The following is a 14,528-nucleotide window of genomic DNA, read 5'->3' on the forward strand; positions in this document are numbered from 1 at the left end:
ATCGCCAGTCTTCACTTACCGTGACGGGCGGCGATTGACGTTCACCGTGGCGGTGCCCAAGCTGGTAGCAGGGGCCGATGAAGGGATCGTGACGTGAGCGGTGGGCGGAGTGAGCTTCCCCGGCTGCTGACGGCAGCGGAGCAGGCGGCGCCGGTGGAGGCCGTCGATGTTGTCGCGGGAGGACCTGCGGCGGCGTTTCAGGGCCCGAAGGGTCTCTTTCCTCATCGTGGACCTGACAGGGAAAGCGGTGGCACGGCTGTCCACCGTCGGTGCCGCGGAAGGGGGGCGAGAAGCGGAGCGGATACCGCTCTTCGGCAGCGTCTACGAAAAGGTGATCCGAACCCAGCGGCTGTACCAGGAGGCCGCCGACCAGGGACAGCGGGTGATCGTGCCGGTCACCAATCGGGGGGATGCGATCGGGCTCCTGGAACTCCTCCTGCCGGCTGCCCCCGGCGAAGACGTCCTTGATGAGATCGGGGAAGCCGCCCACGTCCTGGCCTACATCGTGATCGCCAACGGGCGCTTCACCGACCTCTACACCTGGGGCAAACGCTCCAGGCCCCCCACCCTGGCAGCCGAGATCCAGTACCAGCTGCTGCCCTCGTCACTGACGTGCGAGGCCGCGCAGTTCACACTGTGCGGGAGCCTGGAGCCCTCCGAAGACCTCAGCGGCGACACCTTCGACTACACCCTGGACCGCGACGCCCTTCACCTGTCGGTGACCGATCCCATGGGCCACGACATCGACGCCGCCCTGGCCGCCACGGTCTTGGTGAGCGCTCTGCGCGGCGGCCGCCGGGCAGGAGCCGGCCTGGCCGAACAGGCCCACCTGGCCGACCAAGCTCTGGCCGAGCACGGCCACGGCCACGCCACCGGACAGCTGCTGCGCATCAACCTCCACACCGGGCGAGCCCAGCTCGTCAACGCCGGCCACCCCTGGCCACTGCGCATGCGCGACGGGACCGCGGAGACGATCACCTGCGAGGTAGACCATCCCTTCGGGCTGTCCGTGCGCGTGCCCCACCCCTACCGCGTTCAGGACATCGATCTGCGCCCCCATGACCGTCTGCTCATGCTGACCGACGGCATGCTCGAACATCACGGGGAGGAGATCGACCTGCCTGCCCTGCTGACGAAGACCCGGGATCTGCACCCTCGGGAGGCCGCGCTGACGCTGACATCCGCAGTCCTGGACGCTGCCGGAGGCCAGCTCGACGACGACGCCACCGTGATGTGCCTGGACTGGCACGGCCCCCAGGAGACCCAGCGGCACGTCAGCTCCGGCGCGGACACCCGGCAAGCCTCAGCCACCCGTACGAAGTAGGGCCATGACCAACCTTCCTCGCCCGACGGGCCTTCGGCATCTGGTCACCGGAGTGGCTCACCAGCGTTGAGCAAGACGGCTCGGACGTTCCCCAAGACCGTGTCCGCGGTGCTGCCCTCTCGTTAGAAGGCCTGCTCAGGCAGAACGTCGGCGGTGAACTTGGGCTTCTTCGACCAAGTGGTGGGGCCTTTGCGGGCCAGTCGTTTGGTCATCAGCGTGATCGCGGCCCAGGTGATCAATGTTTCGGAGTGCTGGACGAGCCGTTCGTAGTCCCGGGCATGCCGACGCGCGTGCATCATCCAGGCCAGTGACCTCTCGACCACCCAGCGGCGGGGCAGCACGATGAAGCCGGACGCGTCCTTGGGACGGCTCACCGTTTTGAGCGTGAGGTTGAGGTGCTTCTTTGCCCAGTCCACGAGTTTTCCGGCATAAGCGGAGTCGGCCCAGACGATGGTGATCTCGGGGTGCATCAGACGCAGGCGGAAGAGGACCTCTCTCGCCGCGTCACGGTCGGTGAGCGAGGCCGGGGTGACCATGACGAGCAGGGGCAGGCCGCGGGTGTCGACGACCATATGACGCTTGCGGCCATTGATTTTCTTGCCCGCGTCGTAACCGCGGGAGTCCTTGCCGACGGTCTCCGCGGCCTTGACGCTCTGGGAGTCGATCACGGTCGCGACTGCCCTTGGGCCTTTGCCCATCTCGCGGCGGATCCGCCCGGCCAGGTCGTCACGGATCTGCCCGATGACCCCGGCGGCGGCCCAGCGGGCCATGAAGCCCCAAACGGTCCTCCAGGGCGGGTAATCCGCAGGCAGGGCCCGCCATTTGCAGCCCGTGTCGACGACGTAGCGGATCGCGTCGACGATCTCCCGGCGGGGATGTTTCTCCGGCCGACCCCCGGCGGCGGTGTCGCAGGCCGGGGTCGGCAACAACGCTTCGATCAGCGCCCATTCGGCGTTCGTGGTGTCGGAGGGGTAGCGGCGCTGGCGCATGCGGTTTCGCCTTCCTCCAGGTCAGTGGCGGGGTGACGGGGGCCGCCCGTCAGGGGTGGTCAAGCGGAGACGACCAGGTCGAGAGTGGATTCGATGGAGTTGAGCTGGGCGATGATGTGCTTGACCCACCTGTCGTTGGGCTGGGCGGCGGCGTGCGGGGCGACCGTGCCGGTGAGGAACCGGCGGAACTCGGTGAGTTTCTCCGTGAGCACGGCCCGTTCGTATGCCTGCAGGGCGGCCGGTTCGGCGCCGAGCTGGTAGCCGTCGGCTCTGGTCCAGATCAGCGGCGGCCAGCCGTTCTCCGCGATGATGTCGCGCAGGCAGGCAAGCCCTGCCCGCACCTGGCTCGGTGTCAGTCCACTGGCCCGGGTGAGCTGAGGGAACAGCAGCCCGGCGGGCCTGGCCTCGAACAACACGAACCGCACGGTGTCGGCATGCCGCTGAGCGGCCTCGCCCCGGCGCCGTGAGGCGCGGGGCATGTCTAATCGCCTTTCAGCAGGCGGGCCAGCTCGCCGTCCACGTCGACCTTGCCCGTGTCGACCGCGGTCTCGATCCAGTCCAGCGTGGCCCGCACCTTCGCGATGTTCTCGTGCACGATCGTGCGTTCGTCCTCGCCGAGCGTGCGGTCGCGCAGGCCCGGGACGGCCCGGCCGGCCGCGGCCACAAACGAGTGGCAGGCGGTGACCAGGTCCAAAAGCTCCACGGTCCGGTCGATGTTGCGGACCGTCGGGGCGACCGGGCTGGTGTCCTCGAAGTGTTCGCGGGCCTGCCGACCCCGCTCGACCTGGGCGTGATTGACCTGATGGCGGGCGGTGTCGTCGCTCATCGCCTTGAAGGCGACATCTGGGCGGCGCAGCAGACCGGTGACCGCGGTGGCGGCCACGGTTTCGTCCCGGGTGAACTCCTCCACCGCCCGGACCTTGTCCTGATCAGGCACTTTGGCCGCCACCTGCGGGCGTTTGAGAAAATCGGTGGTCACCGCCGCGGCGACGTCCTCGTCCCGGGCCAGGGAGTGGATCGCGGTAATCTTCTCCTGCGGCGACGTGGGACGCTCAACTTGTCGGCCCACCCTGCGGTTGGCTTCGTCCACCGTCCACCGCGTCTTGCCCGCGGGAGGTTTGGCGATGGTCGCGTACCGTTCGGCCTCGTTCTCAATCTGCCCCAGGGTCCGCTGGACCCGGAACGACACCCCTTTCTGCCGCTGTCGGCGGGCCAGCGCGAGGCCGTCCACCTGGCGCTTTCCACCGTCGCGTAGGACAGGCCGATGTCCTCAGCGAGACGGAACAGCGTCTCGCGGACCGTGAACAACTCCTGCCCCGGCGCGGCGTGCTGGCCGCCCCGCTCACGCATCGGCTCGATCTCCAGAGCACGGTCCCCGATCGTGAACGAGCCCCTCGTCTGCTGTTCGACCACGTCCCGCAGCTCGGCCACGATCTGCTCGTAACGGGACTGACTGACGCTTCCGACCTTTTCGATCCCCTCCGCCATGGGGTTTCACCACCCATGCGGGCCGCAGCACGGAGCTGACGTCCGTGACGTGGACACGGCCCGCTCATCACCGAGCGTCAGACCGCAAATCCTATGATCACAACGAACGACCGCAACTGACCGGGTTCTGACCGGAGCCGGAATCAGGATGTGTTCACGATGCGGTCACTGTGCCCGTTCGCCGAACGTTTCCTTCCGGCGCCGCCAGGCCCTCACCACACACCGCCGCGAGCAGTAGACGGCGTTCGAGCGCCGGTCGACGCCGGCTACCCAGCGGGCCCCGCACTCCGGGCACTCCACCTCATCCGCACCGCTCTGGACAGCCGCCAGGCGCTTGCGCAACTGGCGTTGCGTCCGCCACTGCCTGGCACGACATGCCGCGGAACAGAACATGGCATCAGGCCGGACTCCCGGCCACAGCCGTTCGCCACACGCCCGACAGATCCTCTCCCTGGCCCGTCCGGTGCCCTTGGACACCACGCCAGCGTAGGACCCAAATCTACTCAGAACCGGGGATCAGAAACAGCTTCTGAGCACGCCGTCGCCTTCACTCGCAGCCCCGCTTCCGTTCCCTGCGGGGTGCCGCCCAGTGGGCGGGGCGCACGTGAGACTGGCCCTCAGCGGGGGCTTCTGGCCCTGCCCGCGCCGGTCGTCCACCGAGCAGGACCCGCAGCTGCCGGCCTGGCGCGCGGATGACCCTGCGGCTGCGGGTCGCGGCCGGACGCCGGGTTCCGGGGTCGCACAGGCCGCCGGGGTCTGCCCCTGTCCTGGCCGACCGGACGCGTGCCTTGCGCGACCAAGCCTGTGCGGTCGTCGACGCATCTTGCCCGAGGTCGACGTGCTGGGCATCGGTGAGACGCGCCGGGACGAGCCGCGCTGGGAACAAGACCTCGACACCGGCAGACGGGCGGGGCACGCGATCGGTGGCGCACCGGCTTCATCGACGCCCTCGGGGCGGGCGGGCTGCTGGGCCAGGTCGAGGACCGCAGCGTCGCCAGCGTGCTGGCTCGCCACCACCCCGCTGACCTGGAGAAAGAGCATTACACACGTCGCCGTCGACGTGTCCGCCACCTATCGCGCCGCGATCCGCACCGGCCTGCCGCACACCAGGGTCGTGATCGACCGCGTCCACGTGGTGCAGCATGCCCTCGGCGGCCCGGCCCCGCACCACTGCCGAGGTCCGCGGCCGACGCGGACGAGCCACCGATCGGGAGTGGTCGGCCCGCCGGCGCCTGCTGCGCAGCCGTGAGGACCTCACCGACGAGCAGTTCGCGACGATGTGGAACGCGCTCGGCAAGGGGCAGTCGGCAGTTCCTGCTGAGGACCTGGATCGCCAAGGAGAACCTGCGCAGCCTCCTCGCTCTGGCCAGAACTGGCGCCGACCGGAACCAAGTCGGCCAACCCTGCTGGAAGTTCCTCACATGGTGCGCGGATTCCGACATCCCCGCGATGCGGCAGCTCGCCGTCACCGTCGACCGCTGATGGCCCGAGACCGCTGCATTGATCGACACCGGACAGTAACGCCAGGAGCGAAGGCATCAACCGTGTGATCAAGCTTGTCGCCCGCGCGGCGTTCGGCTTTCGCAATGCCGGCAAACATCGGCTTGGGGCACCCTGCGTCACCGCTCGCCGGGCCCGCGGACACCTCCGCACCGCTCAACTCTGAAGAGCCGGTATGGGACCCCTCGCAGCAGTCGCCGATCGGGCCCGTCCAGGCAACCAGGGCCAAGGCCCGGGCCTGTTCAGTGACGGCCCAGGACCACAACTGGGCTGGACATCGTGGACGGATCGGAATCACGCAATCGAATGCAGCAGCTTGCGCGAGAACCAACGTTCTACTACTGTGAAGGACATGGAGAACGCTCGTTCTCTGCCCGGTCGGTCGACTGCCACGATGCGGCTGCCGTCTGGGGCGCCCACCTCCTTGCGTGGGCCCGAGTACAACCGAAGGAAGCGACATGAGTCACGAACCGCGCCCCCCGTTCCCGCCGTTCACCCGGGAGACCGCCATCCAGAAAGTCCGCCTGGCGGAAGACGGCTGGAACTCCCGCAACCCGGAAAAGGTCGCCCTCGCCTACACCCCGGACTCCTACTGGCGCAACCGCGCGGAGTTCGCCACCGGTTACGACGAGATCGTCGCCTTCCTCACCCGCAAGTGGAACCGGGAGCTGGACTACCGGCTCATCAAGGAACTGTGGGCCTTCGACGGCAACCGCATCGGCGTGCGCTTCGCCTACGAGTACCGCGACGACTCGGGCAACTGGTTCCGCGCCTACGGCAACGAGAACTGGGAGTTCGACGACAACGGCCTCATGCACCACCGCTACGCCTGCATCAACGAACTTCCCATCAAGGAATCCGAGCGCAAGTTCCACTGGCCCCTCGGACGCCGCCCCGACGACCACCCCGGCCTGAGCGACCTCGGCCTCTGACCGGCCACCCCCGCGCCGCGAATCCAGGCCGGCCACCCGGTTGAGAGCCTGCCAGGTGGCCGTCGATCGGAGAGCGGACGCGGCGTGGTGCAGCCCTCGCCTGCCACCGAAACCTCCGGCGCCGCCAGTTCCGGGCCGTGCCCGTCCGCCCCCGGCCGGGCAGGGCCGATCGATACGAAGGAACCCGCGTGTCCTGCACGACTCCCGCCCACGTGTCCGAGCCCGAAGCGTCGGTCGGTTCGGCCCAGCACCGCGGCCTGCTGGCCCTTCTGACCGCCGCCGCGTTTCTGATTTTCGCGCAGGCGTTCATGATCGCGCCGATCCTGCCGCAGCTCGGCCGGGCCTTCCACACCACGCCCGGAACCGTCGGCCTGGCCGTCCCCGCGTACCTGGTGCCCTACGGGGCGATGACCCTGGTATGGGGGCCGCTGTCCGACCGCATCGGCCGCCGCACGGTCATCCTCACCTCATTGGCCGCCTTCGCCGTCCTGACCGCGGCCACCGCCCTCGCCGACAGCACCGCAGCCTTCCTCGGCCTGCGGCTGGCCACCGCGCTCGGCGCCAGCGGCGTGGTGCCCATCTCCCTGGCCCTGATCGGGGACGTCTTCCCCTACGCCCGGCGCGGGAAGGCGCTGGGCTGGCTGTTTGGCGGCATGGCCGGCGGCACCGCGGTCGGCTCCAGCGCCGGCGCCCTGGCCGAGCCCGCGATCGGCTGGCCCGGCCTGTTCCTGGCCGCCGCCGTCGGCGGCGCCCTTCTGCTGGCCGTGGCCTTGGCCGCCCGCGTCCTGCCCAGCACGCCTCGACCCGCCACGTTCCCGCCGCTGGCCGCGGTCGTCGTCGGCTACCGGCGCCTGCTGCACACCGCTCGCGGCCGGCGCACCTACGCCTACGTGCTGCTCAACGCAATGCTGCACTCCGGCATCTACACCTGGCTCGGGCTGTATCTGGTCCAGCGGTTCGCGCTCGGCCCGGTCGGCATCGGGCTCGCGCTGCTCGGTTACGGCATCCCCGGCTTTCTGCTCGGCCCAGTCATCGGCCACCTGGCCGACCGCTACGGCCGCGCCCGCATCATCCCCACCGGCGTGGCCCTGGCCGCCGCATGCGCGCTGCTGCTGGCCACCGACTCACCCCTCCCCGCCGTTGTGGTGATCATCACCGCGCTGTCGCTCGGCTACGACATGACCCAGCCACCTCTGGGCGGCATTGTCACCGACCTGCCCGGCCCCCGCGGCCAGGCCATGGGCCTGAACGTCTTCGCCCTCTTCACCGGTTTTGGCCTGGGCAGCCTCGCCTTCCAGGCCCTGCTCACGGCCGGGTTCACCGTCGCGCTCACTGCCTTCGGCGCCACTGCATTGCTCGCCGCCGCCCTCGCCGTCCCCCTCTTCCGCGCCGAACGGGCGCGCTGACCGCGTGCGGACGCGACCGTGGCGGCTGTGCTCGCCGCCGTCGGCAGCTACGCCATCGCCCGCGCTCACGGCCGTGTCGACGACGGCGCCCTGCCCCTGACCGTCCTGACGAACCACTTCAACCCCTCGCCAAGGTCGACAACGACTGGCCCGTGGTCACGCCGCGCTCCGCGGTCTTGACCCGCACCCGCCCCGCTGGCCCGGCCCCACCCCCCCGACCGGGGCCAGGCCGGCGGCCCCCTCGCCCGCCGGTCGGCGGCACTCCCGACCGCCCGTGGAAGGAAGAACGATGACAGACCCGGCGCGTAGCAGCCCGGTGGGCTTCCACGAGGGCGAGCTGGCCGTCCAGCGTCAGGCAGGCGTAGCCAGGGACGCGGCACGGCTCTCCGGCATGCTGGCCCCCGCCCAGCTGCGCGGCGGCGTGGCCCGGTTCCTGGCCGAGCGGACCTTCGCCGCGATCACCGCCCGCGCCATGGACGGCACGCTGTGGGTCTCCCCGCTCACCGGCCCGCCCGGCTTCCTCCACGTCGCCTCGTCGGCAGCCCTCGCCGTGCGGGCACTGCCCGCCGAAGGCGACCCACTGCATCACCTACCGGCGGCCCAGCAGGTCGGGCTGATCGTGGTCGAGTACGCCACCCGCAGACGCCTGCGGATCAACGGCACCCTCTCAGCCACCGGGAGCGACGGCCTGCGCATCGACGTGGAGCAGGCATACGGCAACTGCCCCCAGTACATCCAGAGCCGGCAACTCCACGCCACGCCCGCGGGTATCCCTCGCGGGGAGCCGGTCCGCAGCGCCGACACCCTCGCCACCAGCGACATCGGCCTGATCCGCCGGTCCGACACCTTCCTGATCGGCACCACCCACCCCGCCCGCGGCAACGACGCCTCACACCGCGGCGGTCCTCCCGGCTTCGTCCGCGTCGAGGACGGACGACTGTGGTGGCCCGACTATCGGGGCAACAACATGTTCAACACCCTCGGCAATCTCGAGACCGACCCCGCCGCCGCCCTGCTCTTCTGCGACTTCACCACCGGCCGCACCCTGCACCTGTCCGGTCAAGCCGCCCTGGAATGGACCCGCACGGGCATCCCCGGCGACGACGACCGCACCGGCCGCCGCGTCCACTTCACCCCCCGCCATCTCGTGGCCGGCCGCCTGCTGCCGCTCCAGGCCGACACAGTTACCGCAGCCCCCGACAACCCGCCGCTGACGGACCAGCCCACCGCACGATGAAGGACCGCCCCGCCATGACCGACAGCCGCCCGCTCGTCCCGCCGTTCGACATCGACAGCGCCCTCGCCCAGGTCCAAGCCGCCGAAGACGCCTGGAACACCCGCGACCCGCGTCAGGTCGCCCTCGCCTGCACCGAGGACTCCGCCTGGCGTTGCCGCGATGCCCTCGTCACCGGCCGCGAAGCAATCACCGAGTTCCTCACCAACAAGTGGGAACACGAACTCGACTACGTCGTGCGCAAGAGCCTGTGGGGCTTCCGTGGCAACCGGATGGCCGTCCGCTTCCAGTACGAATGGCACAACGCCGAAGGCCAGTGGTTCCGCTCCTACGGCAACGAACTGTGGGAGTTCGCCGACAACGGTCTGATGCGCCGCCGCGAGGCCAGCATCAACGACCTGCCCATCAACGAGGAAGACCGCCGCTACTTCGGCCCCCGCTCCGACAGCGAGCGCGGCCCCGGGCACGACCTCCCCCTCGCCTGAAACCACCGCACGTCCCAAGATGCCCATGACGGCGCCTGAGCAGGGCCACAGCAATGAGTGAATGGCCATGACCCTCAGCTTTCGCACCACCGATGTAACTGGATACCGGGTCTCCTACCGGGAAACCGGTGAGCTTGGCGCACCGAAGCTGGCCCTCCTGGGCGGTCTCCCGCCCTCGTCGCACCAGTGACCACGGACAAGCCCACCTCACCCCGCTTCGCTTCAGCGATCAGCCCCTCCAGCCGGCTTCGAGGACGTCGGCGTCTGTCCATTGCCGGAGTCGGTTGTGGACGGTCGGCCAGGGACCGAACTCGCCCGGCATCTCCCGCCACTGCCGCCCGTCTTCACCGCCAGACCAACCCCTCGAACCGCCGCGGTGAGCGCTCGAGGTACGGGTGCAAAACTGCCGATCGGCAGGCAGCGCTCGATGCACTGCCATTCCAGATCCGTACGGCGGCGACGGGAAGCCTGGCGTGGTGCCACTTGTGCCACAACATACCCACCTCAGCGACGAGTTCGGCGATCCCACCGGCCAGGCCAACAGAGACACCCCGCCTGCCCAGGCGGTCCGCGAGCACGCCACCCACGACCGCGCCACGGCGTCGGCGGCGCCGTAGACCGCTGTGACGAAACCGGCGAAAGATGCCGAACAGCCCCGTTCCGGCGTCAGCTAGTGCGACAGGAGGACATACGAAGCCGCCGAGTCGGTTTGACGAGCATGGTGGTCCACAGCCACCGGAACGCAGGGCAGCGCCGGCCTTGCATCGGCCACCTCGCGCGCCATGCTCTAGGCGCCGGTGATCACGGTATGACGGGCTCGGAGTGCCCCCCCCCGGCCAGCCGACGCGGTGGCCCACGCGACTGCGATGGGTCCGGACCTGGAGGGAGGCGTAGCTTGGATGTGGATCCCGGCAAGGGAGGCGTGCCATGACCGGGCCCAGCGAATTCTCAGACCGAGATCGGCACAGCGCAGCGAAACTGCTGGTCCGCTGCCTGGAGAACGAAGGTGTCCGCGTCGTCTTCGGCCTTCCCGGCGAGGAGAACCTTCACCTGACCTTAGCCCTGGCACGCTCCGACATCCGATACATCCTGACCCGCCACGAACAGGCCGCCTCGTTCATGGCCGAGATGTACGGCCGGGTCACCGGTACGGCCGGGGTCGTCTCGGCCACGCTCGGCCCGGGAGCCATCAACCTTCAGCTCGGTGTCGCCGACGCCCAGACCAACAGCACCCCCTTGGTTGCCCTGTCAGCGCAGGTCGGCCACAACCGCAACTACAAGGAAACCCACCAGTTCGTTGACCTGGTCAACATGTTTGCTCCCATCACCAAGTGGTCGGCCAGCGTCCCCAGCGCCGGGGCGATCCCCGAAATGCTGCGCCGCGCGTTCAAGACCGCCGAAACCGAGCGGCCCGGCGCGGTGTACCTGGCGGTACCCGAGGACGTCGACGCCGCGCCGGCCGCCGCCGAGCTGCAACCGCTGCCTCGCTACGTGGTGCGCGCCGAGGCGCCGTCGCCGGGCCAGATCGCCCGCGCCGCAGCACTCCTGCGCAACGCTCGCCATCCCATCGTGCTGGCCGGCCACGGCGCCGCCCGCAACGCCGCGGCCGCATCGCTCACCGCTTTTGCCGACGCCCTCGGACTGCCGGTGGCAACCACCTTCCATGGCAAGGGAGTCATTGCCGACGACCACATCAACTCCATGGGCTCGATCGGCTTTATGCGCCGCGACTACACCAACTTCGGTTTCGACGCGGCCGACCTGATCATCGCCGTCGGCTATGAACTACAGGAGTTCGACCCCGCCCGGATCAACCCCCAACGCGACAAGAAGATCATCCACGTGCACCGCTTCCCCGCGGAGGTCGACGCGCACTACTCGATCGACCTTGGCATCATCGGCGACATCTCGCAGTCCCTGGACGCGCTGTCGGCCGCCGTCTTGGACCGCTCGCGCGGGCCGGCCCCGGCCAGGTGCCGCGAAATGGTGCAAGCCGAGCTGGATCGCGGACGTGCCGACGGCCGGTACCCGCTCGCACCGCAGCGCATCGTTGCCGACACCCGCGCCGCTCTGGGCCGCGACGATGTCGTACTCGTCGACACCGGCGCCCTGAAGATGTGGATGGCGCGGCTGTACCCCACGTACGCGCCCAACACCTGCCTGATCTCCAACGGCCTGTCCGCAATGGGCTTCGCACTGCCCGGAGCGCTCGCCGTGGCCCTGGCCGAACCGGACGTCAAGGTGCTGGCCGCGGTCGGTGACGGTTCGTTCCTCATGCACTCCCAGGAGATCGAAACTGCCGTCCGCGAAGCCATCCCGCTTACCGTGCTGATCTGGGAGGACAACGGCTACGGGCTCATCGAGTGGAAGATGGACCTGACGCTCGGCGAACACGACGCCACCGCCTTCGGCAATCCCGACATCGTCCGCTACGCGGAGAGCTTCGGAGCCACGGGATACCGGATTGCCGACGCGGAGGAACTGCTGCCCACGCTGCGAAGAGCCCTGGACGACCCCGGAGTCTCCATCATCGCCTGCCCCGTCGACTACAGCGAAAATCTCAGGCTCACCGCCCGCCTCGGCCAACTGGACGCCGCACTCTGACGTCGTTCTGGCTGATCCCGGGGCCCAAGTGAGCGCACGGCTCCGCCGCCTCACCGCGACCCCATGTCGTGCTGGGGGCGCGGTGAGGCGGCGGAGGAGCCCTGTCATGGCCCTGGTCGCCCGAAGCGAATCGGCGTGCCGGCCAGGCGCCTTATCGGCAGCGGCCGTCGGCACGGCGGACGGCTGGGTCAGAAGGGCTTGGTGGGCAGGTACTTGCCGTCCAGGGTGATCACCGCGCGCTCGCCGCCCTCGGGGTCGGCGACCTTCTTGACGTCGAGCTTGAAGTTGATCGCGCTGATGATGCCGTCGCCGAACTGCTCGTGGACCAGGGCCTTGAGCGTGGTGCCGTAGATCTGGACGATCTCGTAGAAGCGGTAGATCGTCGGGTCGGTCGGGACGCCGCCGGGAATGGATCCCCGGGTCGGGATGGCCTGCAGCAGTACGGCCGCGTCCTCATCCAGTTCCAGCAGTTCGGCGACCGCCCTGGCGGCGGCCTCCGGCAGGGGATGCTGACCCAGAAGCGCGGCGGTGGTGAAGGCGACCGACAGGCCGCTGGCGTCGGCGATCTCCTGCCAGGTCAGGTCCTTGCGCGTCTTGGCCTCGACAACCACAGCGGCCAGGGCCTGCCGGGCGGCAGGGTCGAACTGAGCGTGCACCATGAGGATGTTCCTTTCCAACATGCCGGCCCGCCCTACAGCGAGCTCAGCGGAGTCATACGGTCAGGGGATCAGGCCGCCGGACGGCGGCTGGGACGAAAGGGCCAGAGCAGCTCAGGCCGCGAGGGCGGCGGAGCAACCCGTGACCGGGTCGACCTGGTCGACCGCGCCGGTGGGGATGTCGTAGACCCAGCCGCGCAGCGTGAGGGTCTTCGCCGCCAGTGCCCGCACGACGCTGGGGTGCGTCGCCAGGTTCGCCAGCTGAGCGATCACGTTGTTCCGTATCAGGACGCTCACCTTGTCCTCGCCGGGCTCAGCACAGGCCGTACGGACCCGGGAGGCCTCCGCGTGCCGCAGCCACTGGGCGACGGCCGGCAGGGCGGCGAGGTCGTGCTCGTCCGCCAGCGCGGTCATCGCGCCACAGGCGGAATGCCCGCAGACGACGATGTCGGACACGCCCAGGACGGCAACGGCGTACTCGATGCTCGCCGCGATCCCATCAGCGTTCGGGGTGTAGGCGGGCACCAGGTTTCCGGCCGTCCGGATGACGAACAGCTCGCCCGGCTCGCTCTGTGTGATCAGCTCCGGTACGACGCGGGCGTCGGAGCAGCTGATGAACAGGGTGCTGGGCCGGTGCGTGGTGGCCAGGTGTTGAAAGTGCGCCGCCTGGGCAGGGAAAACGCCCCGCTGGAAATGTGCGACTCCCTCGGCGAGGTCCTGCATGATCACTCCTTTCGGCCAGTGCCCGACTGGTTCGGGTTGACGAAATCCACCATGCATGAACTGTGCTTATAGAGTCCAAGACGCCCTGAATATAAGATCTATTGGTCTCATCTATAGTAAGGTCATGGGCTTCGAACTACGTCATCTGCGCTATCTGCTCGCCGTCGCCGAACAAGGCAGCTTCACCCGCGCCGCCGAAGTCCTGCACATCTCCCAGCCGACCCTGTCCCAGCAGATCAGACAGATGGAACGCCTGATGGGCACGCAGTTGCTGGACCGTACGGGTCGTGCCGTGCGCCTCACCGACGCCGGCGAGACCTACGTCCACTACGCCCGTCGCGCCCTGCAGGAACTCGCCGCTGCTGAACGCGCCGTCCACGACGTGGCTGACCTCTCCCGCGGCAGCCTGCGCCTGGCGGTCACCCCCACCTTCACCGCCTACCTCATCGGCCCCCTCACCGGACAGTTCCACGTGCGTCATCCCGACATCACCCTGAGCATCAGGGAGATGACGCAGGACCGCATCGAGTCCGCCCTCCTTGCCGACGACCTCGACCTCGGGATCGCCTTTCGCGGTGCCCACCTGCCCGGCATCACCACGGACGACTTGTTCACCGAAGCCCTCAGCCTCGTCGCCGGCACCCACCACCCCTACGCCGACCGGACAGACCCGCTACCTGTGCGAGAACTGGAAGGCCGCCCCCTGGCCCTGCTCAGCAGCGACTTTGCCACCCGCAGGCACATCGACACCTACTTCGATCAGTACCGCACCACACCGCGCATCGTGATGGAAGCCAACTCGGTCAATGCCGTCGCCGAATTGATCCAGCGCACCCCTCTGGCATCTGTGCTGCCCGAGGCCATCGCCCGGGATCACCCGCATCTGCGTGCCGTCCCCCTCGACCCGCCCCTGCCCGAGCGCATTGTCACTCTGCTCAGCCGCTCGGGCGCCTACCAAAGCGCTGCCGCCCGGGCTTTCACCCACCTCACCCGACAATGGGTCGCCTCCAGCGGATACTCCTCCTCCCCGTGAGGCAGCGGGCGGTGGCCCATGGCGCAGGGACGCCGTCAGTCGAGCGGACAGGTCGACCTGTGGAACTCTCCCTTCGTACGGCACGCCCTCTGATCGACTGGTACGGCCCGCACGGCCCGCTCAGATCTCGCGGACGGTCACGGACGCCGCTGTC

The 14,528-nt window shown here is 69.2% G+C and carries 13 protein-coding genes and 3 pseudogenes; 10 read left to right on the forward strand and 6 right to left on the reverse strand.

Annotated features, from left to right (window positions below):
- Positions 1–153 precede the first annotated feature (153 nt).
- A pseudogene (locus RKD20_RS00350) lies at positions 154–1,324 on the forward strand (PP2C family protein-serine/threonine phosphatase).
- Positions 1,325–1,446: 122 nt separating this feature from the next.
- Here the strand turns inward: RKD20_RS00350 and RKD20_RS00355 are convergent.
- The 3 genes and pseudogenes from RKD20_RS00355 to RKD20_RS00365 form a co-directional block, all read right to left on the reverse strand.
- The gene (locus tag RKD20_RS00355; RefSeq protein ID WP_424875812.1) at positions 1,447–2,313 is read right to left on the reverse strand and encodes an IS5 family transposase; all 867 of its coding nucleotides are present in this window, start codon (positions 2,311–2,313) and stop codon (positions 1,447–1,449) included.
- A gap of 59 nt (positions 2,314–2,372) precedes the next feature.
- Positions 2,373–2,792: a RacP protein gene (locus tag RKD20_RS00360; protein ID WP_424875813.1), complete on the reverse strand. Its 420-nt coding sequence runs from the start codon at positions 2,790–2,792 to the stop codon at positions 2,373–2,375.
- A gap of 2 nt (positions 2,793–2,794) precedes the next feature.
- Positions 2,795–3,801: pseudogene (locus RKD20_RS00365) on the reverse strand (DUF6192 family protein).
- Between the two features lie 838 nt (positions 3,802–4,639).
- On the opposite strand from RKD20_RS00365, the gene RKD20_RS00370 reads away from it, so the two are divergent.
- The 6 genes and pseudogenes from RKD20_RS00370 to RKD20_RS00395 all read left to right on the forward strand — a co-directional run bounded on the left by RKD20_RS00370 (position 4,640) and on the right by RKD20_RS00395 (position 9,358).
- Positions 4,640–5,050, forward strand: coding sequence for a transposase (locus tag RKD20_RS00370; RefSeq protein ID WP_424883106.1), 411 nt, complete (start codon positions 4,640–4,642; stop codon positions 5,048–5,050).
- A gap of 279 nt (positions 5,051–5,329) precedes the next feature.
- Positions 5,330–5,467: pseudogene (locus RKD20_RS00375) on the forward strand (hypothetical protein); the annotation flags it as partial.
- Between the two features lie 292 nt (positions 5,468–5,759).
- Positions 5,760–6,233 carry a DUF1348 family protein gene (locus RKD20_RS00380; RefSeq protein WP_424875810.1) on the forward strand — a complete coding sequence of 158 codons (474 nt, stop codon included), beginning with the start codon at positions 5,760–5,762 and terminating at the stop codon, positions 6,231–6,233.
- A gap of 188 nt (positions 6,234–6,421) precedes the next feature.
- Positions 6,422–7,639 (forward strand): MFS transporter, encoded by a 1,218-nt coding sequence (locus RKD20_RS00385; protein ID WP_424875814.1) that lies wholly within the window; start codon positions 6,422–6,424, stop codon positions 7,637–7,639.
- A gap of 289 nt (positions 7,640–7,928) precedes the next feature.
- Complete coding sequence (locus RKD20_RS00390) at positions 7,929–8,876, forward strand: pyridoxamine 5'-phosphate oxidase family protein (RefSeq protein WP_424875815.1); 948 nt, start codon at positions 7,929–7,931, stop codon at positions 8,874–8,876.
- A gap of 14 nt (positions 8,877–8,890) precedes the next feature.
- A complete protein-coding gene (locus tag RKD20_RS00395; protein ID WP_424875816.1) occupies positions 8,891–9,358 on the forward strand; it encodes a nuclear transport factor 2 family protein in 468 nt (155 codons plus the stop codon).
- A gap of 229 nt (positions 9,359–9,587) precedes the next feature.
- Here the strand turns inward: RKD20_RS00395 and RKD20_RS00400 are convergent, their stop codons facing one another.
- Entirely contained in the window at positions 9,588–9,797 is a 210-nt protein-coding gene (locus tag RKD20_RS00400; RefSeq protein ID WP_424875817.1) for a transposase, read from the reverse strand.
- Between the two features lie 46 nt (positions 9,798–9,843).
- Here RKD20_RS00400 and RKD20_RS00405 point away from each other — a divergent pair, with 46 nt between their 5' ends.
- Together RKD20_RS00405 and RKD20_RS00410 are read left to right on the forward strand one after the other, a co-directional pair.
- Complete coding sequence (locus tag RKD20_RS00405; RefSeq protein WP_424875818.1) at positions 9,844–9,975, forward strand: hypothetical protein; 132 nt, start codon at positions 9,844–9,846, stop codon at positions 9,973–9,975.
- A 310-nt stretch (positions 9,976–10,285) separates the two neighbouring features.
- Positions 10,286–11,962 carry an acetolactate synthase large subunit gene (locus RKD20_RS00410; RefSeq protein ID WP_424875819.1) on the forward strand — a complete coding sequence of 559 codons (1,677 nt, stop codon included), beginning with the start codon at positions 10,286–10,288 and terminating at the stop codon, positions 11,960–11,962.
- Between the two features lie 188 nt (positions 11,963–12,150).
- Here RKD20_RS00410 and cynS read toward each other — a convergent pair whose 3' ends face one another.
- The gene (gene cynS / locus RKD20_RS00415; RefSeq protein WP_362131920.1) at positions 12,151–12,621 is read right to left on the reverse strand and encodes a cyanase; all 471 of its coding nucleotides are present in this window, start codon (positions 12,619–12,621) and stop codon (positions 12,151–12,153) included.
- Positions 12,622–12,732: 111 nt separating this feature from the next.
- Positions 12,733–13,341 carry a carbonic anhydrase gene (locus RKD20_RS00420; protein ID WP_424875820.1) on the reverse strand — a complete coding sequence of 203 codons (609 nt, stop codon included), beginning with the start codon at positions 13,339–13,341 and terminating at the stop codon, positions 12,733–12,735.
- Between the two features lie 124 nt (positions 13,342–13,465).
- On the opposite strand from RKD20_RS00420, the gene cynR reads away from it, so the two are divergent.
- Complete coding sequence (gene cynR / locus RKD20_RS00425; RefSeq protein ID WP_424875821.1) at positions 13,466–14,374, forward strand: transcriptional regulator CynR; 909 nt, start codon at positions 13,466–13,468, stop codon at positions 14,372–14,374.
- Positions 14,375–14,528 lie beyond the last annotated feature (154 nt).

The sequence above is a fragment of the Streptomyces sp. SLBN-8D4 genome, from assembly GCF_049739545.1.
Lineage (GTDB): Bacteria > Actinomycetota > Actinomycetes > Streptomycetales > Streptomycetaceae > Streptomyces > Streptomyces canus_C.